30 protein-coding genes are annotated in these 26576 nt (G+C 64.1%); 14 read left to right on the plus strand and 16 right to left on the minus strand.

Annotated features, from left to right (window positions below):
• The first annotated feature begins 37 nt into the window (after window positions 1-37).
• Window positions 38-1147: a pyridoxal phosphate-dependent aminotransferase gene (locus RA21_RS17570; RefSeq protein ID WP_039151325.1), complete on the plus strand. Its 1110-nt coding sequence runs from the start codon at window positions 38-40 to the stop codon at window positions 1145-1147.
• An 89-nt stretch (window positions 1148-1236) separates the two neighbouring features.
• A complete protein-coding gene (locus RA21_RS17575; RefSeq protein ID WP_039151328.1) occupies window positions 1237-1431 on the plus strand; it encodes a hypothetical protein in 195 nt (64 codons plus the stop codon).
• 32 nt (window positions 1432-1463) lie between these two features.
• Here the strand turns inward: RA21_RS17575 and RA21_RS17580 are convergent, their stop codons facing one another.
• Window positions 1464-2672: a pyridoxal-phosphate-dependent aminotransferase family protein gene (locus tag RA21_RS17580; RefSeq protein ID WP_039151331.1), complete on the minus strand. Its 1209-nt coding sequence runs from the start codon at window positions 2670-2672 to the stop codon at window positions 1464-1466.
• 206 nt (window positions 2673-2878) lie between these two features.
• Here RA21_RS17580 and RA21_RS17585 point away from each other — a divergent pair, with 206 nt between their 5' ends.
• Window positions 2879-4741, plus strand: coding sequence for an ABC transporter ATP-binding protein (locus tag RA21_RS17585; protein WP_039151332.1), 1863 nt, complete (start codon window positions 2879-2881; stop codon window positions 4739-4741).
• A gap of 69 nt (window positions 4742-4810) precedes the next feature.
• Here the strand turns inward: RA21_RS17585 and RA21_RS17590 are convergent, their stop codons facing one another.
• A complete protein-coding gene (locus RA21_RS17590) occupies window positions 4811-5491 on the minus strand; it encodes a TIGR04283 family arsenosugar biosynthesis glycosyltransferase (RefSeq protein ID WP_039151334.1) in 681 nt (226 codons plus the stop codon).
• A gap of 99 nt (window positions 5492-5590) precedes the next feature.
• Between RA21_RS17590 and ygfZ the strand changes: the two genes are divergently transcribed.
• From ygfZ to RA21_RS17605, 3 genes are read left to right on the plus strand one after another with little or no spacing between them, the layout of a single operon-like run.
• Entirely contained in the window at window positions 5591-6325 is a 735-nt protein-coding gene (gene ygfZ / locus RA21_RS17595) for a CAF17-like 4Fe-4S cluster assembly/insertion protein YgfZ (RefSeq protein ID WP_039151337.1), read from the plus strand.
• Window positions 6322-7125, plus strand: coding sequence for a fructosamine kinase family protein (locus RA21_RS17600; RefSeq protein ID WP_039151340.1), 804 nt, complete (start codon window positions 6322-6324; stop codon window positions 7123-7125). Before ygfZ ends, RA21_RS17600 begins: the two co-directional genes overlap by 4 nt.
• 60 nt (window positions 7126-7185) lie before the next feature.
• Window positions 7186-7731 carry a hypothetical protein gene (locus tag RA21_RS17605; protein WP_039151343.1) on the plus strand — a complete coding sequence of 182 codons (546 nt, stop codon included), beginning with the start codon at window positions 7186-7188 and terminating at the stop codon, window positions 7729-7731.
• A 137-nt stretch (window positions 7732-7868) separates the two neighbouring features.
• Here the strand turns inward: RA21_RS17605 and efp are convergent, their stop codons facing one another.
• Complete coding sequence (gene efp, locus RA21_RS17610; protein ID WP_019296123.1) at window positions 7869-8432, minus strand: elongation factor P; 564 nt, start codon at window positions 8430-8432, stop codon at window positions 7869-7871.
• A 219-nt stretch (window positions 8433-8651) separates the two neighbouring features.
• Here efp and RA21_RS17615 point away from each other — a divergent pair, with 219 nt between their 5' ends.
• Window positions 8652-8969, plus strand: a complete 318-nt coding sequence (locus RA21_RS17615) for a DUF6280 family protein (RefSeq protein ID WP_008556013.1) — start codon at window positions 8652-8654, stop codon at window positions 8967-8969.
• A gap of 192 nt (window positions 8970-9161) precedes the next feature.
• Window positions 9162-10616 (plus strand): cobyric acid synthase, encoded by a 1455-nt coding sequence (locus tag RA21_RS17620; protein WP_193748088.1) that lies wholly within the window; start codon window positions 9162-9164, stop codon window positions 10614-10616.
• A gap of 251 nt (window positions 10617-10867) precedes the next feature.
• Here the strand turns inward: RA21_RS17620 and RA21_RS22915 are convergent, their stop codons facing one another.
• The 5 genes from RA21_RS22915 to RA21_RS17645 all read right to left on the minus strand — a co-directional run bounded on the left by RA21_RS22915 (window position 10868) and on the right by RA21_RS17645 (window position 15368).
• Window positions 10868-12022, minus strand: a complete 1155-nt coding sequence (locus tag RA21_RS22915) for a hypothetical protein (RefSeq protein ID WP_052257704.1) — start codon at window positions 12020-12022, stop codon at window positions 10868-10870.
• A gap of 76 nt (window positions 12023-12098) precedes the next feature.
• Entirely contained in the window at window positions 12099-13523 is a 1425-nt protein-coding gene (locus RA21_RS17630; protein ID WP_019296120.1) for a TolC family outer membrane protein, read from the minus strand.
• Between the two features lie 130 nt (window positions 13524-13653).
• Window positions 13654-14307: a protein-L-isoaspartate O-methyltransferase family protein gene (locus RA21_RS17635; protein WP_039151347.1), complete on the minus strand. Its 654-nt coding sequence runs from the start codon at window positions 14305-14307 to the stop codon at window positions 13654-13656.
• A 266-nt stretch (window positions 14308-14573) separates the two neighbouring features.
• Complete coding sequence (locus RA21_RS17640) at window positions 14574-14792, minus strand: TraR/DksA family transcriptional regulator (protein ID WP_241483520.1); 219 nt, start codon at window positions 14790-14792, stop codon at window positions 14574-14576.
• A 249-nt stretch (window positions 14793-15041) separates the two neighbouring features.
• Complete coding sequence (locus RA21_RS17645) at window positions 15042-15368, minus strand: TraR/DksA family transcriptional regulator (RefSeq protein WP_039151350.1); 327 nt, start codon at window positions 15366-15368, stop codon at window positions 15042-15044.
• A 155-nt stretch (window positions 15369-15523) separates the two neighbouring features.
• Between RA21_RS17645 and RA21_RS22410 the strand changes: the two genes are divergently transcribed.
• On the plus strand, window positions 15524-15661 hold the full coding sequence (locus RA21_RS22410; RefSeq protein ID WP_019296116.1) for an entericidin A/B family lipoprotein: 138 nt from the start codon (window positions 15524-15526) through the stop codon (window positions 15659-15661).
• 76 nt (window positions 15662-15737) lie between these two features.
• On the opposite strand, the gene RA21_RS17650 is transcribed toward RA21_RS22410, so the two are convergent.
• From RA21_RS17650 to lepA, 3 genes are all read right to left on the minus strand, one after another.
• Window positions 15738-15977: a hypothetical protein gene (locus RA21_RS17650; RefSeq protein ID WP_019296115.1), complete on the minus strand. Its 240-nt coding sequence runs from the start codon at window positions 15975-15977 to the stop codon at window positions 15738-15740.
• Window positions 15978-16321: 344 nt separating this feature from the next.
• Window positions 16322-16951: a hypothetical protein gene (locus RA21_RS17655; protein WP_039151354.1), complete on the minus strand. Its 630-nt coding sequence runs from the start codon at window positions 16949-16951 to the stop codon at window positions 16322-16324.
• Window positions 16952-17503: 552 nt separating this feature from the next.
• Complete coding sequence (gene lepA, locus RA21_RS17660) at window positions 17504-19318, minus strand: translation elongation factor 4 (RefSeq protein ID WP_039151358.1); 1815 nt, start codon at window positions 19316-19318, stop codon at window positions 17504-17506.
• Between the two features lie 46 nt (window positions 19319-19364).
• Here lepA and RA21_RS23210 point away from each other — a divergent pair, with 46 nt between their 5' ends.
• From RA21_RS23210 to RA21_RS17680, 4 genes are all read left to right on the plus strand, one after another.
• Complete coding sequence (locus RA21_RS23210) at window positions 19365-20885, plus strand: hypothetical protein (protein WP_241483521.1); 1521 nt, start codon at window positions 19365-19367, stop codon at window positions 20883-20885.
• 353 nt (window positions 20886-21238) lie between these two features.
• Window positions 21239-21421 (plus strand): hypothetical protein, encoded by a 183-nt coding sequence (locus RA21_RS17670; protein ID WP_039151362.1) that lies wholly within the window; start codon window positions 21239-21241, stop codon window positions 21419-21421.
• A gap of 149 nt (window positions 21422-21570) precedes the next feature.
• A complete protein-coding gene (locus tag RA21_RS17675) occupies window positions 21571-21882 on the plus strand; it encodes a hypothetical protein (protein WP_019296110.1) in 312 nt (103 codons plus the stop codon).
• A 166-nt stretch (window positions 21883-22048) separates the two neighbouring features.
• Window positions 22049-23014: a LysR family transcriptional regulator gene (locus tag RA21_RS17680; RefSeq protein WP_039151364.1), complete on the plus strand. Its 966-nt coding sequence runs from the start codon at window positions 22049-22051 to the stop codon at window positions 23012-23014.
• Between the two features lies 1 nt (window position 23015).
• Here the strand turns inward: RA21_RS17680 and RA21_RS17685 are convergent, their stop codons facing one another.
• On the minus strand, window positions 23016-23453 hold the full coding sequence (locus tag RA21_RS17685) for a low molecular weight protein-tyrosine-phosphatase (protein ID WP_019296108.1): 438 nt from the start codon (window positions 23451-23453) through the stop codon (window positions 23016-23018).
• A 49-nt stretch (window positions 23454-23502) separates the two neighbouring features.
• Between RA21_RS17685 and RA21_RS17690 the strand changes: the two genes are divergently transcribed.
• Window positions 23503-24201, plus strand: coding sequence for an NAD-dependent deacylase (locus RA21_RS17690; RefSeq protein ID WP_039151367.1), 699 nt, complete (start codon window positions 23503-23505; stop codon window positions 24199-24201).
• Between the two features lie 95 nt (window positions 24202-24296).
• Here the strand turns inward: RA21_RS17690 and RA21_RS17695 are convergent, their stop codons facing one another.
• The 4 genes from RA21_RS17695 to RA21_RS17710 all read right to left on the minus strand — a co-directional run bounded on the left by RA21_RS17695 (window position 24297) and on the right by RA21_RS17710 (window position 26570).
• Entirely contained in the window at window positions 24297-24785 is a 489-nt protein-coding gene (locus tag RA21_RS17695; RefSeq protein ID WP_039151371.1) for a copper chaperone PCu(A)C, read from the minus strand.
• A gap of 54 nt (window positions 24786-24839) precedes the next feature.
• Complete coding sequence (locus tag RA21_RS17700) at window positions 24840-25175, minus strand: DUF2946 family protein (protein ID WP_241480926.1); 336 nt, start codon at window positions 25173-25175, stop codon at window positions 24840-24842.
• Window positions 25176-25326: 151 nt separating this feature from the next.
• A complete protein-coding gene (gene rpmB / locus RA21_RS17705; RefSeq protein ID WP_019296104.1) occupies window positions 25327-25617 on the minus strand; it encodes a 50S ribosomal protein L28 in 291 nt (96 codons plus the stop codon).
• A 149-nt stretch (window positions 25618-25766) separates the two neighbouring features.
• Entirely contained in the window at window positions 25767-26570 is an 804-nt protein-coding gene (locus tag RA21_RS17710; RefSeq protein WP_039151379.1) for a hypothetical protein, read from the minus strand.
• Window positions 26571-26576: the final 6 nt, after the last annotated feature.

The raw sequence follows: 26576 nt of genomic DNA on the forward strand, positions 1-26576 counted from the left end.
CCTTGCCCGAGGACCATGCTTGCGCTTATCTGCGCCCATGACTGGTCCCCGCTACACCCCGCTTGCGCAATCTCTGCCCGCCACCGTGCCCTTTGTCGGCCCCGAAACACAGGAGCGCGCGCGCGGCCATGGCTTTGCCGCGCGGCTGGGGGCGAATGAGAACATCTTCGGCCCCTCGCCCCGGGCGGTGGAGGCGATGGCGCAGGCCGCGGCGGAGATCTGGAAATACGGCGATGCGGAGAACTATGATCTGCGCCAGGCGCTGGCGGCGCATCACGGGGTGAGCCCGGCGCATATTATCGTCGGCGAAGGCATTGACGGGCTGCTGGGCTACCTGGTGCGGCTGCTGGTGGGCGCGGGCGATGCGGTGGTGACATCGCTGGGGGCCTATCCGACCTTCAACTACCATGTGGCGGGGTTTGGCGGGGTGATCCACACGGTGCCCTACAGGGACGACCGCGAGGATTTTGAGGCGCTGTTTGCCAAGGCGGCGGAGATGGATGCCAAGATCGTCTATCTGGCCAATCCGGACAACCCGATGGGCAGCTGGCACAAGGGCGCCGATATTGCGGCGGCGCTGGACCATCTGCCCGCAGGCTGCCTGCTGCTGCTGGACGAGGCCTATGTGGAATGCGCGCCGGAGGGCACCGCGGCGCCAGTGAGCGCCGATGATGTGCGGGTGATCCGGATGCGGACATTTTCCAAGGCCTATGCGATGGCAGGCGCGCGGGTGGGTTATGCGATTGGCCATCCGGATCTGATCGCCGCCTTCAACAAGGTGCGCAATCATTTCGGCATGAACCGGGCGGCGCAGGCGGGGGCGCTGGCAGCGCTGCAGGATCAGGACTGGCTGGCTGAGGTGCTGACGCAGATTGAAGCTGCACGGCTACGGATTGCAGAGATTGCGGCAGAGAACGGGCTGTGCGCCCTGCCCTCCGCCACCAATTTCGTGGCCATCGACTGCGGCCAGGACGGGGCGTTTGCAAAGGCGGTGCTGGACGGGCTGGTGGATCAGGGGATCTTTGTGCGGATGCCCTTTGCCGAACCGCAGAACCGCTGCATAAGGGTGAGCTGCGGGCCGGAGGCGGAGCTGGAGGCCTTTGCCGCGGCGCTGCCTAGCGCGCTGGCCGCCGCGCGGGGTGGCTGATTCCTGCCGGCAGCTCGCTGATCGCGGCAGTTTTACCGGACATTCATCCCTGCCGGGCTACCATAACAGGTATAACCGGGAGAATTGTCATGCGTGACCCTGAACTGCCGGACTCCATGCCGGATTTCTTTACCGCCGCAATCATGTTTGCCGGCATCAACCTGATGTGGATCTTCTTTGTGGTCTGGGTGATGTACGGTCTGGTGCCGGTGCTGGTGCTGGCCGTGCTGATCAACCATTTCATCACCAGGCTGGACATCAGGCTGAATTCACAACGGGCCTAGACCCCGCCCCGCCAGCTGCGGATGCCGGGCCGTCAGCGGCCCGCCAGTACCCGTGAAGCTGCCTCCAGCGCGCCTGTTCCGTGCGGGATTTCCAGCGCGGTGAGGCCGGTTTGAATGCCGCCCAGAAGACCCATCACCATCTGTCCGTTCACATGCCCCATGTGGCCAAGCCGGAAAAACCCGTGCCATTCCGGGCTTTTGGGCGCGGCCATGCCAAGGCCGATGCCCAGGGTCAGCCCCAGGTTCTGCTCCACCCAGTCGCGCAGGCGGGTGCCGTCCGGCGCGCCGATGTGCAGCGCGGTGACCGCATGGGAGCGCAAGGCGCGGTCCGCCACATTCATCCGCAGCGGGCCCACTGCGCCCCAGGCCTCACAGGCGGCCCAGATGGTTTGGGCCAGATGAGCATGGCGTTTCCACACATTATCAAGCCCTTCGCCGTGGATCATGTCCAGCGCAGCGCGCAGGCCGTAGAGGTGATGGGTGGGCGCGGTGCCGCCGAAATACTGGTAGAACTCCTCCGGGTTGGCCCGCGGCGCCCAGTCCCAGTAGCGGCTGATCCGCGGCAGCGCCGCCCGCGCCGCGGCAGCTTTGTCGTTGAAGAACACGAAGCTGATACCCGGCGGCATCATCAGCCCCTTCTGGCTGGCGGTGACCATCACATCAACGCCCCAGGCGTCCATCTCGAACCGCTCGCACCCCAGAGAGGCGATGCAATCGGCCATCAGGAGCGCCGGATGGCCTGCCTCATCCAGCAGTTGGCGCAGGCCCGGTATGTCGTTGCGGATGGAGCTCGAGGTGTCCACATGCACGCCCAGCACCGCCTTGATCCGGTGGTCCGTGTCAGCAGCCAGCACCTCACCAATACTGGCCATGTCCCAGGGGGCACGGGTGCCGAAATCGAGCACTTGGGTTTCGATCCCCAGACTGTCCGCCATTTCCGACCAGCCGACGGCAAAGCGGCCCGAGGAGGGCACCAGCACCAGATCGCCCGGCTGCAGGGTGTTCTGCAGGGCCGCCTCCCAGGCGCCGTGGCCGTTAGCGATATAGATGGCGGCGTGATGCTGGGTGCGCGCGACCCGGCGCAGGTCCGGGATCAGGCCAGCGGTCATCTCCACCAGTTCGCCCGCGTAGATGTTGGGCGAGGCGCGGTGCATCGCCTGCAGCACCTGGTCCGGCACCACCGAAGGCCCCGGAATGGCCCGGTACTGCCGCCCTGCCGATACGTTCACTGGTCCGCTCATGCCTGATGTTCCCTGACAGCGCGCGCCCCGGGGGCCGCCGCGGTTGATCCATGCCGGCACAGTAGCCGGACCGCTGCCGGCGTCAATTGCCGCGGACGCAGGGTCACGGCGAAGTGCTTGCGCCCTGCTTCCCACCTGCTTAAATGGCGCAGGAACGACAGGGAAAGGCCCGCAATGACACGAATTTCCCGCCGGGAAGCGCTGACATGAGCCGGAAACCGCATAAATCCTCCAAGGAGCTGTTCGGCTGGCTGTGGCGCGGATACCTGCGCCATTACATTGGTCTTTTGGGCATCGCGGTGATTTTCATGCTGATCGAGGGCGCCACCATGGGCGCGCTTGGCTACATGATGCAGCCGATGTTCGACCTGGTGTTCGTGGCTGGCAACTCCACCGCGCTGGTCTGGGTCAGCCTGGCGTTTCTGGCGATCTTCACCCTGCGCGGGATCTCCAGCGTCACCCAGAAGGTGCTGCTGAGCAAGGTGTCGCAGACCTCTGCCGCGCATCTGCGCAAGGACATGCTGGCGCGGCTGATCCGCCAGGACCCGGCGTTTCACCAGCAGCACCCGCCGGGGCTGCTGCTGCAGCGGGTGCAAAGCGACGTGGGCGCGATCAATTCGGTCTGGCAGGCGGTGATCACCGGAGCGGGCCGCGATCTGGTGGCGTTGGTGGCGGTGCTGGGCGTGGCCTTCAGCATCGACTGGCGCTGGACGCTAATCCTGCTCATCGGGGTGCCGGTGCTGTTGCTGCCGATCTCCTCCATCCAGCGCTATGTGCGTAAGAAGGCATCGCGCGCCCGTGACCTGGGCGCCGATCTGGCGACAAGGCTGGACGAGATTTTCCACGGCATCGTGCCGGTCAAGCTGAACCGGCTGGAAGAGTATCAGACCCGCCGCTTTGGCGAGCGGCAGGACGAATTTGTCCGCTCGGAGGTGAAGGCGGCCTTTGGCACCTCCTCGATTTCGGGGATGACCGACATCATGGCCGGCGTCGGCTTCATGGCGGTGCTGCTTTATGGCGGCAATGAGATCATCGCCGGCGAAAAGACCGTCGGTCAGTTCATGAGCTTCTTCACCTCGATCGGGCTGTCGTTTGAGCCGATGCGGCGGCTGGCCAATATCTCCGGCGTCTGGCAGAGCGCGGCCGCAGCCCTGGAGCGGATCAAGGAGCTGCTGGATGCGCCGATCCTGCTGAGCGAGCCTTCAAGCCCGAAGCCGGCGCCGGAGGGGCTGCCTGGGATCAAGCTGGAAGCGGTGGACCTGAGCTATGGCGAAGCAAATATCCTGCACGGGCTGAACCTGGAGGCCGAGGCTGGCAGGACCACGGCGCTGGTGGGCGCCTCGGGTGCCGGCAAATCGACGATCTTCAACCTGCTGACCCGGATGGTGGACCCGCAGGCTGGCTCTGTCGCCGTGGGCGGGGTTGAGGTCACCGATCTGAACACTGCCGATCTGCGCGGGCTGTTTTCGGTCGTCACCCAGGATGCGATGCTGTTTGACGAGACCCTGCGCGAGAACATCGTGCTGGGCCGCACCGATGTGAGCGATGAGGAATTGCAGGCGGCGCTGGAGGCCTCGCATGTGGCGGATTTCCTGCCCAAGCTGGAGCATGGGCTGGAGACACGGGTCGGCCCGCGCGGCTCAGCCCTGTCGGGCGGCCAGCGGCAGCGGGTGGTGATTGCGCGCGCCCTGCTGCGCAACACGCCGGTGCTCTTGCTGGACGAGGCGACATCGGCGCTGGATGCGCAGTCTGAGAAGGTTGTGCAGAAGGCGCTGGACAAGCTGTCGGGCGGGCGCACCACGCTGGTGATCGCGCACCGTCTGTCGACCATCCGCAATGCCGACAAGATCGTGGTGATGGACCGCGGCCGGGTGGTGGACCAGGGCAGCCATGACGAGCTGCTGGCCCGCGGCGGCATCTATGCCGACCTCTACCGCCTTCAGTTTCAGGACGGCAAGACGGTGGTGGACACCGCAGGCATTGCCGCCCAGGCAGAGCAGGTTCCCGGCGGCGCCCGGCGCGGCAAGGAACGCTGGTTCCGCCGCTTTGCCAAGAAGGTGTTTGGCTGAGGCCAGCGCGCGCCTTCCCGGACGATGGTCAGGCGCGGCCCGGCCTGATGGCCGCGCGGACCGTGCAGTCTATTTGCTGTAGGACCGTGCCAGCCGTTCCGGCTTCGCACCCAGAAAATACCTCATCAGCGTCCACATGTTACGCGCCCCGCGCCGCAGCCAGCCTGCGCGCTGGTAGCGTGCGGCGCTGGTGAGCGCGGCGCTTGGCAAGAGCGTCACCCCATTCAGGCGCCGCGCCAGCGCCACGTCCTCCATCAGCGGCTGGTCGGGGTAGCCGCCTGCGGTCTCATATATGTCGCGGCGGATCAGCAGGCCCTGGTCGCCATAAGGCAGCGCGAACAACCTCGTGCGCAGGTTGGCCCAGCCAGAGACCCAGGCGGGCATTGGCCCGCGCGCCCTAAAGCGCAGGTGGAAACAGGCAGGCCTCCCCTCCCCGCTTTCCAGGTGCTGCGCCACTGCTGCAGCCCAGCCCGGCTCCAGATGGGTGTCGGCGTGCAGCACCAGCAGCCACTCCCCCTGCGCCACCGCGCAGCCGCGCTGCAGCTGGCCGCCGCGGGACGGAGTGCCGCTGATCCATTCGGCGCCGGACGCTTCGGCAATAGCGCGGGTGGCGTCGGTGGAGCCGCCATCGCTGATCACCAGCCCCCGGATCAGCCCGGCCGCCAGCCCCTCCATCAGATGCTCCAGCGTGGCGGGCAGCTCTCCTTCAGCGTTCAAAGTGGGAATGACGATGCTGACCGGCGCGGGCATGGGTACTCCTTGAAGCGGATTTGCTGTTTTCTTCCGCCCTGCTTCCTATATCACTGGGCCAAGCAGTGAAACGCCGTTGGCAGCAACCCGGAGACACAAATGAGCGACCGCCGCATCCTGCGCCTGACTGGCGCTGACGCCAAGAGCTTCTTGCAGGGGCTGGTGACCAATAATGTGGACCATCTGGACAGCGGGCTGGTCTATGCCGCGCTGCTGACGCCGCAGGGAAAATACCTGGCGGATTTCTTTCTGGCCGCAGACGGCGATGCGGTGCTGTTGGATGTGGAGGCGTCGCTGACCGAGGGGCTGATGAAGCGGCTGAACATGTACCGGCTGCGCGCCGATGTGCAGGTGGAGATGACCGGCTTGCAGGTGAAGCGCGGCACTGGCGCGGCCCCCGAGGGCGCGCTGATGGACCCGCGCCACGGGGATTTGGGCTGGCGGCTGTATGGCGCAGAGGGCGGCGACGATGGCAGCGACTGGGACGCGATCCGGGTGGCGCATTGCATTCCCGAAAGCGGCGTTGAGCTGGGGCCGGAGAGCTATATCCTGGAGGCGGGTTTTGAGGCGCTGAAGGGCGTTGATTTCCGCAAGGGCTGCTATGTCGGCCAGGAGGTGACGGCGCGGATGAAGCACAAGACCGAGCTGCGCAAGGGGTTGCGCAGGGTCGAAGTCGCGGGCGCGGCCCCAGTAGGGACCGAGATCACCGCGGACGGCAAAGTGATAGGCACGCTGTTCACCCAGTCGGGCGGCAGGGGCATCGCCTATCTGCGGTTCGACCGCGCCAAGGGGGAGATGCAGGCGGGGGACGCCCGCGTCGCCTGGCAGGCGTGAGCGGGCTGAACGATACGGTTCTGTCCCTGCTGGGCGCGGAGGTATTGCGCACCCGCCCGCTGCATGGCGGCGATTTGTCGGACGTGCAGCTTCTTTCCTTAAGCGATGGCCGCTGTGTGGTGGCCAAGACCGGGCCTTTGGCAGCGGCGGAGGCGGCGATGCTGCGCGCGATCCGGGACGCGGGCGCGCCTGCGCCGGAGGTGCTGGGCACCGCCGGTCAAGTGCTGCTGATGGAAGCACTGGAGGAAACCGGGGCCACTTCAAATGGCTGGCAGGCGTTGGGGCAATCCCTGCGGCAGCTGCATTCTGCAACCGGGCCGCACTACGGCTGGGCGGAAGACTATGCCTTTGGTCCGGTGGCGATTCCGAACGCGCTGCTGGCGGACTGGGTGGAGTTCTGGACCAGCCGCCGCTTGCTGGCTGCCCCGGACGCCCTGCCCCGTGACCTGCGAGCGCGGATAGAAGCGCTGTGTGCCCGGCTGCCGGAGCTGCTGTCCGCTACGCCGCCTGCCGCGCTGCTGCATGGTGATCTGTGGAGCGGCAATGTACTGTTCAGCGGCCCCCAGGCCTTTCTGATCGACCCGGCGTGTTATTACGGCGATGCGGAGGTGGATCTGGCGATGCTAAATCTGTTCGGCGCGCCGCCTGCAGTTTTTCACGACGCTTATGGCGCACTGGAACCGGGATTTGAGGCCCGCCGTGCCATCTACCAGCTTTGGCCCGCGCTGGTGCATCTGCGGCTGTTCGGTGCCAGCTACCGCAGCATGGTAGCGGCGCGGCTGGACGCATTGGGTTTCTGACAAGCCTCTGTTCACCTGATTGCGTTAGGGTCGCCGCAGGATTTGCTGAAAGGGTAATTGATGCGTCTGATGTTTGCAGTGTGTGCTGCCGTGCTGGCTGCTTGCCCCGCTTGGGCAGACTACTGGAGTTACAAGGACTGGCATGTCGCCACCGAACCGCATGAGACCGAGCAGGACAGCTATCTGACCTGCCGCGCCTGGACCGGCGGCGATGGCGACCCGCTGCTGGCGCTGGAGGTGTTTTCCGGCGATGCGGGCCCGCCGGATGTCTATCCGATGGCCAAGGTGCAGGAATACGCGCCGCGCCACTACCCGACGCTGATGCAGCAGGGCGGCACGGTGGATTTCATCTTTGACTTCGACCGCAGTTTCTCACTCTCTGCCGGGATCAATTCCTGGATCAATGAGGAAGGCCTGGCCGAAGCCGAAAGCGCGCTGCGGTTCCAGGACCACCTAGTGATGCTGCAGGCGATGAAACAGGGGCGCTGGGTGGAGATCTGGGCGGGCAATGACATGTTCTACGAGGCCTCGCTCAGCGGGTTCACCGCGGCCTATGGCAAGATGATGGATGAATGCGGCTTCAGCTTGGCGCTGCCTGCGGGGTGATCCGCCCGGCGGCTGGTGCAAAAGTTTTTGAAAACTTTTGCCAAGACTTTTCAGAAAAGTCTTGGGCGCTGCGCAGACACAGAAAAAGCCGCCCCCGAGGGAGGGCGGCTTTTCCGTTTTTCCGAAGGCGTCCCGGTTCAGGCGCGCTCGGAATATTCCATGGTCTCGGTGTTCACCACGATCATCTCGTCCTGGCCGACAAACGGCGGCACCATGACTTTGACGCCATTGTCCAGGATCGCGGGCTTGAAGGAGTTGGCCGCGGTCTGGCCTTTGACGACCGGCTCGGTCTCGACGATCTTGCAGGTGACTTTCTGCGGCACGGTGGCGTTCAGCGCCTCGGCTTCGTAGAATTCCACCACAATGGTCATGCCATCCTGCAGGAATGGGCGGCGGTCGCCCAGCAGCTCCGCAGGCAGTTCGATCTGCTCATAGGTTTCGGCGTCCATGAACACCAGCATGCCGTCGCTCTCATAGAGGAACTGCTGGTCTTTCTGCTCCAGGCGGACACGCTCCACCTTGTCCGCGGAGCGGAAGCGTTCGTTCAGCTTGGAGCCATTGCGCAGGTTGCGCATCTCGACCTGGGCAAAAGCGCCGCCCTTGCCGGGTTTGACGTGGTCGACCTTCACCGCTGCCCAAAGGCCGCCATTATGTTCCAGCACATTGCCGGGACGGATTTCGTTGCCGTTGATCTTGGGCATGGGAAAATGCCTTTCAGATGGTTGATGATAATTTGCAAGACCCTATATCTGGCGGGCTGATCGCTGGCAAGACAAGGATATGGTATGGAAGATCTGTGAATAAGATATGCGCAAATTGCATGAAAGCTATGCATCTGCGCTCTATCCGAATCGTCACACTTCCGTCATAAGCAGCGCTACGCCGAAAATTGCAATAGCAAGAACAACAAGGGATACGAGATGCGAGATTTCGTAGACGGCACCGCTTATAATAACGAGCAAGGCAACCGCGCCCGCAAACTGTTTGCAGCCGTTGTCCTGGCCGCACTGGATGATGCCATCGCCGACGACAAGAAATACGGCAATGGCCCGGAACAGATCGCCCGCTGGGCGCGCTCGCGCGATGGCCGCGAAGTGCTGTCCTGCGCCGGCATCGACCCGAACGAACGGGTTGTGGAAGGCCTGATGGACTTCGTGGGCCGCGGTGTGCGGACCTCGGTTGCTTTGTCGCGTGAAGAAAGCGAACGCCGCAACGCTGCGCAGGCTGAAGCCGCTTAAGGCTTCCCCTGCGCATTGCTGAAAAGCGCGCCCTTAGGGGCGCGTTTTTCTTTTTGCATGCCGGGGTTTCCGCAGGGGAACCCTGTCGCGCGGCGGCTGCCGCGGGACGCTTGCGGCACAGCCCCCATGGACGGGGGCGTCTAACCTGCTATGCAGGCCCCTGAACAACGGGGTGCAGGCAGGGAGCGGCTGATGGCACGCGCAATCATGATCCAGGGCACCGGCAGCAATGTCGGCAAGTCACTGCTGGTGGCGGGACTGGCGCGCGCTTATGTGCGGCGCGGGCTGAAGGTGGCGCCGTTCAAGCCGCAGAACATGTCGAACAACGCCGCGGTGACACCTGAGGGCGGCGAGATCGGCCGCGCCCAGGCGCTGCAGGCGCGGGCCGCCAAACGCCCGCCCCATACCGATATGAACCCGGTGCTGCTGAAGCCCGAGACCGATACCGGCGCCCAGGTAATCGTGCAGGGCAAGCGGCGCGGCACCCAGGGGGCCGGGTCCTTCATGCGCGACAAATCGGGCCTGCTGGAGGCGGCGCTGGAGAGCTTTCACCGGCTGGCGGCGGATGCCGATCTGGTGCTGATCGAGGGCGCAGGCTCCCCGGCCGAGACCAACCTGCGCAAGAACGACATTGCCAATATGGGCTTCGCCTGCGCCGCCGGGGTGCCGGTGGTGATTGCCGGCGACATTCACCGCGGCGGGGTGATTGCGCAGATCGTTGGCACCCATGCGGTGCTGGAGCCTCAGGACCTCGAGCGGGTCGTGGGTTTCATGGTGAACCGCTTCCGCGGCGACCTGAGCCTGTTTGACGGCGGCCGCGACGACATTGCCGCGCGCACCGGCTGGCCGTCCTTGGGCGTGGTGCCGTGGTTCTGGGATGCCTGGAAACTGCCCGCCGAGGACATGATGGACATCGCTTCGCGCCAGGGCGGCGCCTGCAAGGTGGTGGTGCCGCAGCTGGAGCGGATGGCGAATTTCGACGACCTGGACCCGCTGGCCGCAGAACCCGCGGTGACGGTGGAGATCGTGCCGCCGGGCCGCGCCCTGCCCGGCGATGCGGACCTGGTGATCCTGCCCGGCAGCAAATCGACCATCGGCGATCTCAACTATTTACGGGCGCAGGGCTGGGACATCGACATCCTGGCGCATCACCGGCGCGGCGGCCATGTACTGGGGCTGTGCGGCGGCTACCAGATGCTGGGTAAGACCATCGACGATCCCGAAGGAGTTGACGGGCGGCCCGGCAAGGTAGACGGTCTGGGCCTCCTGGACGTGCACACGGTGATGGCGGGGGAAAAGCGCGTAACGCTGACCGAAGCTGTCACCCGCGACGGCAACCTGCCTGTGAGCGGTTATGAGATTCACATGGGCCGCACCACCGGCGCCGACTGCGCCCGCGCCTGGCTCAGCATCGATGGGCGGGCCGAGGGCGCGGCCTCTGCCGACGGGCGCGTCAAGGGCTCCTACCTGCATGGGCTGTTTTCCGAGGACGCCTTCCGCGCCAGCGTGCTGGCTTCGCTGGGGCATGAAAGCCAGGCGGGATATGAGGACGGTGTGGAGGAGGTGCTGGACGCGCTGGCCGATCACCTGGAGCGCTACATGGATCTGGATCAGCTGATGGAGCTGGCGCAGGAGGTACGGGCCTGACCGCAGCCGCCGGGCTGGCTGCCGTCCCCTTTCTCCGTCGCCTTCGCTGATGCCGGGAAATGGCGGTCAGGGTTCTGCGTCAAGGACTTGCCAGCTTGCTGGCGCGCAGCGTCCTTGATGCAGGTTCCGGTGCGCCATAGGCATCTGCCTGCGAAGGCGATGGGGAAAGGGGACGGCCCCCGTTTTCTCTTGAGCCGGAAGCGTGCCCTTTCATCCCTCCCCGAAACAAACCTATCCAGAAACGGACCGGATCAGAGCAGGTCGTGGGCGGCCAATGCGCGGTGGATTTCGCGGCGGACCAGCTTGCGCACGTTGCGGGTGATGCGCTCGCCCAGCGGGCCCTGCAGTTCCTCGCGGACGATGGAGGCCACCAAGTCGCGCAGGGCGTCTTCGTCGAGGTAGCTGTCGCCGCCCTCCTCCGCCAGCGTGTCCATTGCCGCGCCGGTGACTGCGTCTTCCACCGCCGCCTCCAGCGTGTCCGCAGCCGCTTCCGGATCCAGCGCTGCTTCGGCGCTGGCCGGGTCATCGGCAGTGTCCGGTGCGATATCCTCTGCAGCGGCATCCGGGATGCCGTTGTCCGCGCGGCGGGTGCGGCGGTGCGGCAGCGGCTCATCCCGCCATTCGATGGTGTCGGGACCGGCGCCGGCAAAGGGCGCCTCGGTCTGGCTGTCCGGCTCCCAGTGCTGCCGGGCGCGGTCCTGTGCGGCTGTGCTGCGCGCCTCCAGCTCCGCAATCTTGCGGACTACGGATGCGGCGCGGGCGCCGGCGGTGGTGCTGGCGAGGCTTTCTTCCGTCAGCAGGACTGGCGCGGCCTTTTGGGCGTCCGCCTCCCCTTCAGCGTGTGTACCTTCGTCCCCGGCTTCATCGTCAGCGTGCTGCCCGGCTCCGGCAGCGGCGGCAAACAGGGTGGTTTCGGGGTTGCCCCAGGGCGCATCTGTTTCGGCAGGATCCGCAGCGGCGGCAGACGGGGCCTGATCTTCGGCCGTCTCCTGCGGTGCATCTGCGTCCGTTCGGCCAATGTCCCGGTCCCTGTGGTGGCGGAAGGCCAGCGGCGGTTCCGGTGCCAGGCTGGCGGCGAGGTCTTCCGCAGCTGCGGTATCCGCGATGGCGGCGGTGCCACCGCCCTGTTCTTGTGCTTCGAAACCAGTCTGCGGCAGGTCTTCCGCTGCCTGCTCTGCCGGTTCCGCGACAGCCTCAGCAGCCTCTGTGTCCTGCTCTGCATCTGGTTCTGCAGCGGGCGGGCCGCTGACGGGGGCGTCGGCCTCCTGCACCCGCAGGGCGGGTGTCAGCACCAGCCGCGCCGCCGGTTCCGGCGCCGCGGGCTGTTGCCGTGTGTCTTCGCTCACCAACCGGCGGATCGAGGACAATACATCTTCAATCTCAGCGTGGGTAACTGGGTCGGACATTATCTAAAACCACTCTTGCCTCTTGAGTCAGAGTGTAGCGGCCTTCCCCTTCCCGCACAACTGATAGGATGAATTGTCAGTTACGTCCCAAGGCCTTGAGCACCCGGTCCAGATCCTTGCCGCGCTTGCTGTGATGGGCCGGAGCGTCCTTGACCAGGTTGTAATAGAGGGTGGGATCGTAGATCTCGACCGCCAGGCCGATATGCTCTGCGGTCAGCAGCCCCTGGGATTGCAGCAGCTGATAGGCGGCCAGGGCCTGATTGGCTCGGGCATTGACCTGTTCGGTCTGCGCATCGAGGTATTCCTGCTCAGCCTGCAGCACATCCAGCGTGGTGCGGGCGCCCAGGGTGGCTTCCTCGCGGATGCCGTCAAAGGCCACTTTGGAGGCGCGCACCCGTTCGCCGGAGGAGACCAGGGTTGCGCGGGCGGTTTCGACGTTGAAATAGGCGGCGCTGACCGATTGCAGGATCGTGCGCTGAACGTTGATCAGAGTGCCGCGTTCGGCATCGGCGGTGGCAATGGCCCGGCGCCGGGTCGCGGCGTTGAGACCGCCAGTGTAGAGCTGCTGGTTGAGCGACAGCGAGGCGGTGAAATCCGAGGAGGTGCCGGTTCCGTCATTGATGTTTTCGCCAAGGCCTGCACGGGCGGTGAAGTTCACGCTCGGCCCCAGCGCCTTGGTGGTGGCCTGCACCAGAAGGTCGGACGCCTTGACCGAGAACTGCTGTGCCAGAAGGTCGGGCTGGTTGCGCAGGGCAATCGACTGCGCCTGATCAAGCGAGGCGCTGCGCGACGGCAGCCGCGGCTGGCCTGCGATGCTGCCCGGCTGATGGCCGACCACCTGCAGATAAGTGGCGCGGGCAGTCCGCAGCGTGCCTTCGGAATCGGTCAGGTTGGCGCGGGCGGCCGCCACCCGGCTTTCGGCAAGCGCCACGTCGGTGCGGGTGACCTCGCCGACCTCGAACCGGTCCTGGGCCGCTTTCAGCTCCTCCTGCAGCAGACGCAGGTTGTTGCGGCGCAGCGACACGTTTTCCTGCCCCTGCAGCACGCCGACATAGGCCTGAACCGCCGAGAACAGCACCTGCTGCTCAATGCTGATCAGCCGTTGGCGGGTGGCCAGCACCAGTTCCTGCGCGGCCTGTTTGCGCAGCCGCGTTTCACCGCCGTCAAAAACAAGCTGGGTCAGCTGCAGCTGGGTGCGGATTTCATTGTCGGTGAATTCATTGAAGTTGCCGAACTGGCTGGTGCCGCGGGTGTAGGTATGGGTGGCAGAGGTGGTCCATTCGATCACCGGGCGCAGGCGGGCAACGCCTGCGGCGACATCTTCGTCCGCGGCGCGCAGCAGCGCCCGGTTCTGTTCCAAAAGTCCGCTGGTCTTATATGCGCCAATCATCGCGTCGGACAGGTTGTCCGCCGCCGCCTTCAGCGGCATCAGCGCCGTCGCCGCCACGCCGCCGGCAAATACAAAAGCCTTGAACACACTCGCCGGAAATTTCATTCGCATCGGTTGCCTTATCTTTTGCCGCGCCGCCAGCCGCGGTTGGTTGGTTCCTGCTCCGGGCACCCAATGATCGGCGCCCGGCCCCTTCCTCATATCTTGCAGCGGGTCCCGCCGCAGCGCCAGCCCCTCAGGCTCAGAGCGCGAATTCCTTTGCCGCGGCAAAGCCCGGCAGCACCGGGGCGCTGGCGTTGAATTCAAACCGCCAGGAGATCCGGCCGCCGGTCTTGTAGCCGATCTTAACCTCGCCCAGGTTGCCAGTCATCATCAGCGCGGCGACGCGGCCGCCGTCCTTGAGCTGGTCCAGCAGCGCTGCGGGCAGCTCCTCGGCGCCGCCCTGCACCAGGATCACGTCATAGGCGCCGTGTTCGGCAGCACCTTCGGCCAGCGGGCCAATGTGCACGATGGCGTTGTCGGCGCCGGTCTCGCTCAGCAGCTCCTGCGCGTCCGCGGCCATGGCCTCGTCTTCCTCGACACCAATCACCATCTGCGCGATGCGCGCAGCCACCGCAGTGGAGTAGCCAAAGCCGCAGGCCACATCGAGCACCAGTTCGTCGTTCTGCAGATCCACCGCATCCAGCATCTTGGCCAGGGTGCGCGGCTCCATCAGCACTCGGCCGCCGCCCAGGCGCACGTTCTGGTCGGCATAAGCCGCCTCGCGCTGCGCGTCCGGCACGAATTTCTCCCGCGGGACCGCCAGCATGGCCTCGATGATCGGGTATTTGGTGACATCCGAGGGACGGATCTGGGTATCCACCATCATGCGGCGGCGCTCAGTGAATTCTGGCATCTGCTAAACTCATTTGTTCAGTCGGTCAGGCCGGTTGTGGCACATCCCGGCAAGCACGGCAACGGGGCCTTTGCGCGCGAAGGGCTAAAGTAGTGCGGCGCTGCCACCGGGCAACGGCCCCGGTGCGCCCGTGGCAAAAAACCTGTGCGCCCCCGGCAAAAAAAAGTGCGCCCCCAGCAAAATACCTGCAGGCATAAAAGCCAGCGGCCCGAAAGGCCGCTGGCACTGGAGGAAATCATTGCTGAGCCGCAGCGCGGGCGGCGCGGCTACAAAGCGCAGGACTTGCAAAAGGGCGAGGCCGGGCGCTGGTCCAGAAAGTCGTCGCCGATGTCGTCGCCACAGATCCGGCAATAGCCGTAGGAGCCGTCGCGCAGGCGGGCCAGCGCGGCCTCGATCCGGCGCAGCTCCTCGTGGCTGGCGTAGGGCAGCACCTCGATCGCGCAGCCCGCGCCGCGTTCAGAGCGCGGCTGGCGGTGAGAGCCCATTCGGGGTGCTGCAGGGGCCTGCCCGGTGCGGCACAGCAGCCCGGCCAGGCGCTGCCGCCGCGCCTCAAGCAATTCTCTTCTGGCGGAAAAGTCCATCGTCCATGCCCTCCAGTTCAGGTTTCGCGCAACGTGCCCCCGGGTCAGTTCTATCTCCTTGATCCAGGTCAAGATACTCGCGATTTACGGGGATTGCACTACCTTATAAGTTGCAAATTTCTGGTAAATCCCCATTGAACCGGAGGCCGCGCCCTACCCCGCTGCCGCTCCGGCGCAGGTTTTGCACAGCGGCGCAGCGGGCAAGAGATCCAGCCGCGCGTCGGAAATCAGGCCGCCGCAGCCGGCGCAGATGCCGTAGGTGCCGGCCCGGATCCGGCCCAGCGCGGCGTCGATCCGGCGCAGTTCGTCCAGCTCTGCGTTGCCGAGGCTTTCCAGAACCTCGTCGCCCTGGCGTTCCGACGCGCGGTCCTCCCAGTCCTGCGGCATCGGCGCGTCCAGCGTGTGTTCGACCTTGGCAAGATGCCCGGTCAGCTCGGCGCGGCGCGCCTCCAGCGCCTGTTTGCGGGTTGATAGGTCCATGGCTCTGCCTCCTCGTGACTGTTCGCCGAAAGCCTAGCCCGGCGTGGCCCCCGCGGCCTTGACTTCGCTCAACCGCATCAAAGGCTCTGGCTTGCGCTCCAATGGCTTGCTAGACATTTTGCCAACAGAGAGAGCAGATTTGAGGAGTGACCGGAATGATGCGGATTTTTGCCTGCGCGCTGATGCTGCTGGGGCTGGCGGCCTGCGAGACTGCCAAGGGTGCAGGGCGCGATATTTCCAAGGCCGGCAACGCGATCAGCGGTGCCGCGCAGGACGTGCAGGACGCGCTGTAAGCGGACTAGCTTTCGCGAGGAGACGCAAAAACGCCCGGTTTGCCGCCGGGCGTTTTTCTGTTTCTGCTGAGGTGTGTCAGATTCCCAGCATCGCCTTGGCTTCTGCCAGGGTCGCAACCGAGTTGGCATGATCGCCGCTGTCATGCAGTGCCTGCCCCTCGTCGCGCAGTTCCTGGACGGTTGCCAGGTCTTCCTCCGACAGTTCGGTGCCCGCGGCCAGTGCGGCGTCGATGGCGGCAATATCGGCGGGGCATTGCCCGGCCAGAAGCGGCGACGCCAGGAGGGTGATCGCGGCAGCCAAAGTCAGGTGTTTCATGGTGTTATCCTCCCCAGATGAACGGGGTGGAGGATAGCATGGAACGGGTGCGTTTTCAGCGGGTTGGTGCGCAGAGGCCGCGGATGGGCGGAGAGTGGCGCATGGGGGCGGCGGTAGACGGTGGGCAGGATTGCCCGCCCTACGGATATACAGGCGGATGGAGCTTATGGAGCGGCCTTACCCCGGCACCCGGGTTTCAAAAGGCTTGATTAGAACGCGGAGGGCAGCGCCCGGCCCGGCGGGGTGGGAAGCGAAGCGCCCGCGTCGTGCTGAAAGCACGCCTCCGGCATGACGGGGGGCGGGACGGGCGCTGCCCGGTCTGGCGACCGGGTACAACAAGTCAACTAAGTTTCCTTTTTGTGTTCTTCTGCAGAAAAACGCAGGAAAGGGCCCACTTCCTTGAGCCACACCATGGCCACGACCGACGCAAACGCGAGGTAACCCATTGGAAGAAAAACTGATTTCGACCATATCAGCTTCAAAATCTCTGAGCCACTGGGCGAACCTAAGAATAACAACTTCCACGACGATATCAGAGTTGAAAAGAGAAAATAGACAGCCATCAAGATCAAAAAACTAGCATTTGCAACCTTCACAACCGGAGGATTGAGGGCATGATCTCTGCTCATTCTCTTCAAGTAATGTTCCCAACCGGAAACGTCCCGCAGTTCATCTTCGATGTGGATTTCGATAAACTTACCCGCTCTTGCGATGCCGTTCACTTCAATGACAAATAGAAATGACATTGCTACCACAACAAGCGGCACTACATAAATAAATGTTCCTTCCAGCACACCGCTAAGTTTCAGTCCGGACACACTAGGAATCCCAAGGGCAGCCCCCGCGACGATAAAAAACCTACGTTTCTGGCGATCCAAAATCTCCTGCCTCAAGAACCTGTATTGCTCTTCAAAGAGGACTATTTTTTTGTCACGCGTCTCAGTCAACCTGAAATGGCGATCATAATCTTCCATGCAAATTTCCCCAAGAAATGCTCTACCGCTGCTGAGCCTTGCCCTGACAACACACAGAGCTTACTGGCTAATAAGGACAGCGCACAGCCAATAAGTGCAACTCTGGAACAGCGCAAATTCTTAACCAACAAAGGCTTAGCCAAAGAACCCTCTCTCGCTAAAGAAATTTCTCTTCGCAAGGACGAACCCTCTCGAAGAAACAGAGGCAACAACGGACAAGAGCCAAAGAGCGAACAGCTCGCCGTTGCCGTGAATATGTCACCTACATTTCGCCAATTGAAAGCATGGCTTCTCCAATCAAGTATTGTGCCAAAACTATCCCAGTGTCTCTTCACTCATCGAGGGTCGCACCCGCCCCTAGGGGCGGATCAGGCGCTGCCCGGCCTCTCGGCCGGGGCGGGGCAGCGGCAATTGCCGGAAACAAAAACGGGGCCGAAGCCCCGTCTTGCAACCGTTTGAAAAGGTCTCGTTTCCGGCGCAGAACAGTACCGGGCGGGCACGCAATTGGCTTTGCCAACCGCTTTCGCCCGCCGTCCCTTAAAATGGACAGCTTCAGCTGTCCATTTTAAGGGCTGAAATAAACGCTTCCTGCGGGATATCCACCTTGCCGAACTGGCGCATCTTCTTCTTGCCCGCTTTCTGCTTGTCCAAGAGCTTGCGCTTCCGCGTCGCGTCGCCGCCGTAGCATTTGGCGGTCACATCTTTGCGCAGGGCAGACAGGGTCTCGCGGGCGATCACCTTGCCGCCGATGGCAGCCTGGATCGGGATCTTGAACATGTGGCGCGGGATCAGCTCCTTGAGCTTCTCGCACATCGCCCGGCCGCGCATCTCGGCCCGGTCGCGGTGCACCATGGTGGAGAGCGCATCGACCGGCTCGTCATTCACCAGCACCGACATCTTGACCAGGTTGTCCTGGCGGTAGCCGGTCATCTGGTAGTCGAAGGAGGCATAGCCTTTGGTCACCGATTTCAGGCGGTCGTAGAAGTCGAACACCACCTCGTTGAGCGGCAGGTCATAGACCACCATCGCGCGGGAGCCGGCGTAGGACAGATCCATCTGGATGCCGCGGCGGTCCTGGCAGAGCTTCAGCACGTCGCCCAGGTATTCGTCCGGCACCAGGATGGTCGCCTTGATCCGCGGCTCCTGGATGTGGTCGACCTTGGAGGGGTCGGGCATGTCGGCAGGGTTGTGCAGCTCGATCATCTCGCCGGGCACATTGTCCTTGCCCTTCATGTAGACGTGGTAGATCACGCTTGGTGCGGTGGTGATCAGCTCGATGTTGTATTCGCGTTCGATCCGGTCGCGGATCACCTCCAGGTGCAGCAGGCCCAGGAAGCCGCAGCGGAAGCCGAAGCCGAGGGCGGCGGAGGTTTCCATTTCAAAGCTGAAGGAGGCGTCGTTCAGCGCCAGCTTGTCGATGGCGTCGCGCAGGTCCTCGAATTCGGCCGAATCCACCGGGAATAGACCGCAGAACACCACCGGCTGGGCCGGTTTGAAGCCCGGCAGGGCCTTTTCGGTGCCGTTGCGGTCGTTGGTGATGGTGTCGCCGACGCGGGTGTCGCGCACCTGCTTGATCGAGGCGGTGAGGAAGCCGATCTCACCCGGGCCCAGCTCATCCACCACCTGCATGGCGGGGCGGAAGACGCCGATGCGGTCGACGTGGTGCAGGGTGTTGTTCGACATGAACTTGACCCGCATCCCCTTTTTCAGGACGCCGTCCATGATGCGGACCAGAACGATCACGCCGAGGTAGCTGTCGTACCAGCTGTCGACCAGCATGGCCTTCAGCGGCGCGTCGCGGGTGCCTTCGGGTGCCGGCAGGTGCTGGACGATGCTTTCCAGCGTTTCGCGGATGCCCTGGCCGGTCTTGGCAGAGACCTGGATGGCGCCGGTGGCGTCGATGCCGATCACATCTTCGATCTGTTCCGCCACCCGGTCGCAGTCGGAGGCCGGCAGGTCGATCTTGTTCAGGACGGGGACGATCTCATGATCCGCGTCGATGGCCTGATAGACGTTGGCCAGCGTCTGCGCCTCCACCCCTTGCGTCGAGTCCACCACCAGCAGCGAGCCCTCAACCGCGCGCATGGAGCGGGAGACCTCATAGGCAAAGTCGACGTGGCCGGGGGTGTCGATCAGATTGAGCACATAGGTCTCGCCGTTTTGCGCTTTGTAGTCGATGCGCACGGTGTTGGCCTTGATGGTGATCCCGCGCTCGCGCTCGATGTCCATGGCGTCGAGCAGCTGTTCCTTCATATCGCGGTCCTTCACCGTTCCGGTCTCCTGGATGAGCCGGTCAGCGAGGGTGGATTTGCCATGGTCGATATGGGCGACGATGGAGAAATTGCGGATGTGAGCGAGGTCAGTCATGCTGAGGCATATGATTTGGATTCGGGGTTTGGTCAAGGTGGATTGAATGGGCACCCAGCACGATTTCCTACAAGAAATTAGAACAGCATACGAAGTTGACGAACAGTTCAAAACTTCAATCTCGGCCCGAGTGCTCCTTCGCACTCTCCCAATCATGTCAATGTTCAGGCCAAACGTTCCCGATCAGGTACTACTGGTTTATCTTCGAAGCATCCTGAACCTCTACTTAGATGACGTAGATGAACCGTGGGAGAACCACTCCGGATTTGCTTGGGACTACAACATTGAAAAAAGCGAAGCGTGGTTCCACTTCAGCACTCGTGAGACAGAAGCGACTGTGACTTACTCTTCGGACGCGATCTTCTACGAACTATCATGGGAAGGTGAAGAAGCTTCATCCGGTGATGTCTTTTTTGCTATATCTAAGCCGGACAATGTCTTGCCGGGGCATTACTTAGACTTAGGGTGCCTCCAGAAAGATGTGGAAACAGCGAAAAGCAAGCTTGACAAAAAGTCAATCCTTTCAACCCCGCTTTGGCCAGCACCTGACCGCAAGCACAACGCTTCACTTTCCTCTCTGCTGAGCTACTTCGATGAACGCTCCGCAGTTTGGGGATTTTGGCGTTCTATGGTTCAGGCCCTTGTTGAGGGTTCTGACTACAACGCGGCGTTAAACAAGCGCATAGTTCAAATCCAAGAGCCCACATGGAACGCAGGCCCCGAAGCCGTCGCCGCCGAGATCGAGCGCATCAAGGCAGAGATGCTCTCCGAGAAACTGCCGATGGCCGAGACCATCGAGCTGAACCCGGAGACCGGCCAGTTCCGCGCTGTGCCTATCCCGGTCGAGAACGCGCCCTATATGTCCGCGCTGCTGTCGCAAATCAGCGACGCGCTGGAGGATTGCCTGGGCGGCCACAATGGCCTGTCGGAGCGCGCAGGCGATGTGCGAAAACTCTACCGGGTGCTGACGAAATACAAGGACGACCCGCAGAACGCCGAGCTGACCCTGACCCGGGTGGCGGGCAGCCTGCGGGCGCAGCTGCATGACAGCCGCGAACTGCCGGACAATGAGGACAACCTCGCCCTGCTGAACGCGGTGGAGGAAGGCGTGCGCGGCATCCGGGCCAACCACCCGGAGGTGGCCGCCAACCGCGAACAGCTTGCCCAGCAGGCGTTCAAGGCGCTGGCACCGGAGGACAAGCAGGTGCTGGGCGAGGCCTTGCCCGTGCTGACAGCCATCAGCGACCCGGAGCTGGCAGAGGATTTCGCACGGGATATTCCGGAGCTGATTAACGATGCGGTGACGCCGCTGCCCGATGGCGCGCCGCCCTTGCCGGGGGCGGATGCGGCTACGCGGGTGTTCAGCCGGGTGTCGAAGATGGCTCTGCTTCAAGATCAATACGGCAAGCTGACGCGCAAAGGGGCTGAGTTGTTCGACAGTGATACAAGAAAGACCTTGCAACTTGCGGGCATGGTCGGCGGCGGTGCAATTACCGCGGCGGTAGCCATCGGCCCCAAGCTTTTTGAGCTTGTGCAAATCGGGCTGCGAGTTCTTGGTGTGCTCTAAATCAATCTCACCCCCGGCCGGCAGGCCGGAACACGCCTGACCTTCCCCGTCAAACCAAAGGTTTGCCTCCGGCAAAACGGGAAGGCGTGTTACGCCTCCCCTAAGGTCAGGTGCGTTCCTCGGTGTTCAAACGCACCCGTTGTCCAATATCGCGCTTCGTTTCAACCCTCGGACCGGGCGCTGCCCTCAGGTTTACGACGCGGCCTTTGCCCCCTGCCCTCCGCGCCGCGCCGCCAAAACCCCGCAAATTCGCGCCGTTCCCTGCATGGCTCGCCAAAATGCGCTATACTGCTCCCGTACCGCGAGACGCGCGCCCCTGTGATGCGAGTGACAAGCAAAGGAGGACGATCCGCATGGATGCAATCAAAGCCGCTGAATACGCCCGCGCGCTCTACAGCGCGCATGGCGACAAGGCCGAGGCTGAGGCCGCGCAGAAGATGCGCGCCTGCGAAGAGGCCGGCAAGGACGATGAGGCGGCAGACTGGAAAGCCGTGCGCCAGGCCGTCCGCGCCCTGCGCGGGCCGAACCAGGCCTGAGCGAAACCAGAGCTGGAGGGCCGTCGACCGTGGCGCTCCAGCCGCCTTCATTCCCCGTTTACCACGATTGAAACGCAGCCCCGCATTTGCCATACTGCGGCCAGAACTGCGGGCATCAGACCCGCTTGCCAAACACGGGGCATGAGCAGATGAAAACTTTCCTGACAACCGCGCTCTGCGCCGGCTTTCTGGCCGCGCTGGCGCCTGCGGGCGCTGAGGCCGGCGCCATTGAACGCGCCTGCCGCCAGTCGGACCGCACCGCGGCCTCGCCCAGCCTTTGCAACTGCATCCAGAAGGTCGCCAACCGCAGCCTGACAGCGTCGGAGCGCAAGAAAGTCTCCAAGTGGTTTGCCGATCCGCACCAGGCCCAGGTGGTGCGCCAGTCCTCCAACCGCAGCGACGAGCGGCTGTGGCTGCGCTACAAGGCCTTTGGCGACCACGCGGCACGCAGCTGCGGCTGAAGCGGCGGCACATTCACGATTGCTGGGGGCGCCCTTCGGGGCGCCTTTTCTATTGATGCATCCGCGCTGCGGCATTTTCGCAAGGGGGAAAGACTGCGGCATTGCCACCCTTGACCCGCGCAGCCTCAAACCGCAAAGAACGGCCTAAGGTATTGGAGCAGTTGATATGTTGATCAAGGGCGTTTCCTTACGCGGGCTGGAAGTGTTTGAAGCTTTGGCCAAGACCGGATCCGTGGCGCAAGCCGCCGAGATGACCGGGCTGAGCCAGCCGGCGGTCAGCCAGCAGATGCGCAACCTGGAAAAGGCGCTGGACAGCGAACTGATCGACCATGGCCGCCGCCCGATGGTGCTGACTGCCGCAGGGCGCAGCTTCCTGGCCCGGACCGAGGCGGTGCTGGGCGAGCTGCGGCTGGCCCAGAGCGAGCTGACGGTGATGGACCTCACCCACCTGCAGGCGCTGTCGATCGGGCTGATCGACGATTTCGACAATGACCTGACGCCTCGGCTGGCCACCATCCTGGCCGACAGCCTCACCCAGTGCCGGTTCAAGATGATCACCGCCTCCAGCCACGACGTGGTGCGGGCGATGGAAGCGCGGGAGCTGCATATCGCCATTGCCGCCACGGCCGGCGGCCTGCACGAGGGGCTGGTGGAATACCCGCTGGTGCGCGATCCCTTCATCCTGGTGGCGCCGCGCGGTGCGGTTTCTGATATCGCGCAGGCAGAGGAGCAGCTGAGCGGCCTGCCGTTTCTGCGCTATGCCCGTGAACAGCTGATCTCGCAGCAGATCGAGGGGCTGCTCAGCCGCCAGAAGCTGGAATTCGAGAACCGGTTTGAGGTCGGCTCGCATCTGGCGCTGATGGCGATGGTGGCGCGGCGGATCGGCTGGGCCATCACCACGCCGCTAGGGTATATGCGCGCGGGCCGGTTCCACGACCAGATCGACGCCTTCCCGCTGCCGTTCGGGGAAATGTCGCGGACAATCTCACTGTTCACCGCCGCCGACTGGGCCGACCGGGTGCCGCGCGATGTGGCCGAGACCGTGCGCCGACTGGTGCAGACCCAGATGATCGATCCGGCGGTGCAGCAGCTGCCGTTCCTGGCAGGCGGTTTCCGGGTGATTGCGGAGTAATTTACAGCGCCGCCCTAAGGCCCTTGGCGGCCTGTTCGATCAGGTCGAGGCAGCCGTCGAAGTCGCGGGTGTAATAGGGATCCGGCACGTGGCCGGCACCGGTCTCCGGCGCATAGTCCGTGAACAGGCGCACCGGGGTTTCGCTGCCAGCCGGGCGCAGGGCTTCGATGTTTTTCAGGTTACTGTCATCCATGGCGATGATCAGGTCGAAGCTCTCGAAATCGCCGCGCCGGAACTGCCGGGCGCGCAGGTCGGAGATATCCAGCCCCCGCGCCCGCGCCGCCGCCTGCATCGGGCCGTAGGGCGGCTCGCCTGCGTGGTAGGACGCGGTGCCGGCGCTGTCGGTCTCAGCCTCCGGGCAAAGCGCGCGGAACACGCCCTCCGCCGCCGGGGAGCGGCAGATGTTTCCTAGGCAGACAAACAGAATACGGGTAGGCATGGGCAAATGGCTCCTTTGAACGGGAGTAGTGATAGGAGGTTCTGCAGCGATGGAAAAGAGCGCGAAGATCGTGATCCTAACCGGCGCCGGGATTTCCGCCGAGAGCGGGCTGGGCACCTTCCGCGATGAGGGCGGTCTCTGGGCGCAGCACCGGATCGAGGATGTGGCAACGCCCGAAGGCTTTGCGCGCAATCCGGACCTGGTTCATGGCTTCTACAATGCGCGGCGCAGGCAGGCGGCGGAAGCAGCGCCCAACCCGGGCCATCAGGCGCTGGCGCGGCTGCAGCGGGAGCATCCGGGAGAAGTGGTGATTGTGACCCAGAACGTCGACGGGCTGCATGAGGCCGGCGGCGCAGACGGGGTGCTGCATATGCATGGCACGCTGGCAGGCGCGCTGTGTGCGGCCTGCAGCCACCGTTGGCCTGCACCAATGGAGATGCAGACCGGCCAGCCCTGCCCTGCCTGCGCGGCGCCTGCCGGGCGACCCGATGTGGTCTGGTTCGGTGAAATGCCGTATTTCATGGAGGAGATCTATGCCCATCTGGCCGAGGCGGATCTGTTTGCCGCCATCGGCACATCGGGCGAGGTTTACCCAGCCGCGGCCTTTGTCGATGAGGCGTATCTGGCAGGCGCCCATACGGTGGAACTGAACCTGGAGCCGTCGGCCACCGCTTCCCGCTTTGCAGAGCGCCGCTTTGGCCCGGCCAGCGGGATTGTTCCGGACTGGGTGGCTGAGCTGCTGGGCTGAGCCCAGGCGGCAAAAAGCCCGCCAAAGAGCGGGCTTTGGGCGCGAAGGAGGGCCGAAGCGCGGCCTGACGCCGCGCCGGCCCTGCCCTGCGGCGCTTAGTTCGAGTGGCCGGAGTGATCCGAATGGCCGTGGCCCTCGGCCTTGCGCTCCAGATCCACCGGCACCTCGATCTCGACCTCGCCGGCCTTTTCGAACACCAGCGTGACCTTCACCACATCGCCGTGGTTCAGCGCCTGCTTCAGGCCCATGAACATGATGTGGTCGCCGCCGCGCATCAGCATATGGGTTTCACCGGCCGGCACGGCAAAGCCTTCCTCCACATGCATCATCTTCATGACGCCGTCATCGCCTTCCTTGTGGGTGTGCAGCTGCACCTTGGCGGCCACGTCGGAACGCACGTCGATCAGCTGATCGTCGGCCTCACCCTTGTTCATGATCTCCATGAAGGCGGCACCGGCCTTGGCTGTCGGGGAAGATACCCGCGCGTATTGGTCGTGCACCATGATCATGGCATCGCCTGCAAAGGCGGAGGTGGCAAAGGCAGCAGCAGCCGCGGCTGCAAAAACAACAGACTTCAGGGACATGTTCTGTCTCCTCATAGTTGGATTTTCAAATTTCAGATAGGCTGTGTGTGAACGTCAGGCGGCTGGCGGCGCGCGGGCGCTGGCATTCAGAATATGCTGCACCGAGGCCAGTGCGGCCTGCCGGCCCGCCGAGGCTTCACTGCAGACCACAACCGGCAGTACCAGCCCCGCAGGCTGCATCACCGCGTCCAGCACATGCATCACGCAGTCGGGGCAATTGTGCGGCGGTTTGGCCGGCTGGCCGTCGCTGTCGACGTAGATTGCGACCGGGCCGGTGCCGGTGCAGATCACCATCTGGCCCGCGGCGTTACGCTCCCCCTGCCGGGCGGCGGCGCTGTGCGCCGTCAGGGCAACGGTCAGGGCCAGGAACAGCCCAAGGAATATGCGCAAGGCAGGTATCATCTGCAGGCAGATATGCCCCCAAGGCAAACCGTCTGCAAGGCGCAATCCTGCGGCAGATTGCGCAAACGCAAACACCGCGCAGGGGCAGCCCTGCGCGGTGTCTCTTAATCCGATCCGGTGAAGGGATCAGGCCAGGGAATTAAGCCTGTGCGGCTTGTGCCTTGGCGATCTCTTTCTTCACTTTCAGCGCGTTTGCCGACAGCTCTTCGTCCTTGGCTTTGGCCAGGAACGCGTCCAGGCCGCCGCGGTGGTCGACAGAGCGCAGGGCAGCTGCGGAGATGCGCAGCTTGACGCCACGGCCCAGAACTTCGGACTGCAGGGTCACGTCGTTCAGGTTGGGCAGAAAGCGGCGCTTGGTTTTGTTGTTGGCGTGGCTGACATTGTTGCCAGTCATCGGGCCTTTTCCGGTCAGTTCGCAACGGCGCGACATATCTTCATCCTTCGTTTTTTGGAGGCTCCGGCAGTCCGGCGCCAAATCACAAGGGGCGCGGCCATTGGCTGCGCCCGAAAACTGGTCCGCTGCTCTTACGCTCAACCGGCAACAGCGTCAAGTGATTCAACTCAGCTTTCTTGCCGCGCTTACTGCACCTTTTCCTGCGCCGCTTCAAGCCTCTCCAGACCGGCTTCTGCCGCCGCCCCGAGCCCCGGCCGGCCGCGCTGCCGGGCCACCCGTGCCAGCTTCTGCCAATAGGTCCGCGACAGCCTGCGCCGGCTGCGGTGCAGCTCCAGTACCCGCGCCGCGTTCAGCGCGCCGTCGCGCAGCAGCGATTGCAGGTCCCAGAAGCTGCCGCCCTCGCGGATCACCTGGCTGGCCGGATGGCCGCCGCAGGACAGCCGGCACAGTTGCAGGTCCGGGAACACCGCCTGGATGAACAGCGCGTGGCTGAGGTCCATCTTGCGGAACGGATCAAACAGCACCACGCCCTGCAGATCATGGCGGCCATAGCGCACCAGATCGCCGAGCGCCGCATCAAAGGCCTCTGCCTCCTTGCGGCGCCGGTCATGCGGCACCACGCCCGGCGCAATTGTGTATTGCGGCGAGACGGCAATTAGGCGGTTCAGGCGCAGCGCCCCGGAGAACCGCAGCGCCCCGTAGCCGCCCATGGAAAACCCCATGGCAGAGACGTCGCCATAGCCCTTGGACAGTTCCTTCAGGCTGCGCGACAGCGCCTTGGTCTCGCTGTTGATGTACCAGTCGTTGTGGCGGGGCTGGATGTGCAGATGGGCATAGCCGTGCCTGGTCATGTTCCTGACCGGGCCGCGGTCCTCGAACTCCCCGGCCACGGCAACCCGCTGGCGGAAGGTCACGAACAGCCGTTCTGCGCCTGCGTTGAACAGCGAGGCGCGCAGGCATTCGCCGTCGAAGACCCGGGTTTCCTGCATCTGCGC

This window comes from Leisingera sp. ANG-DT, assembly GCF_000813785.1.
In the GTDB taxonomy this organism is placed as follows: Bacteria; Pseudomonadota; Alphaproteobacteria; order Rhodobacterales; family Rhodobacteraceae; genus Leisingera.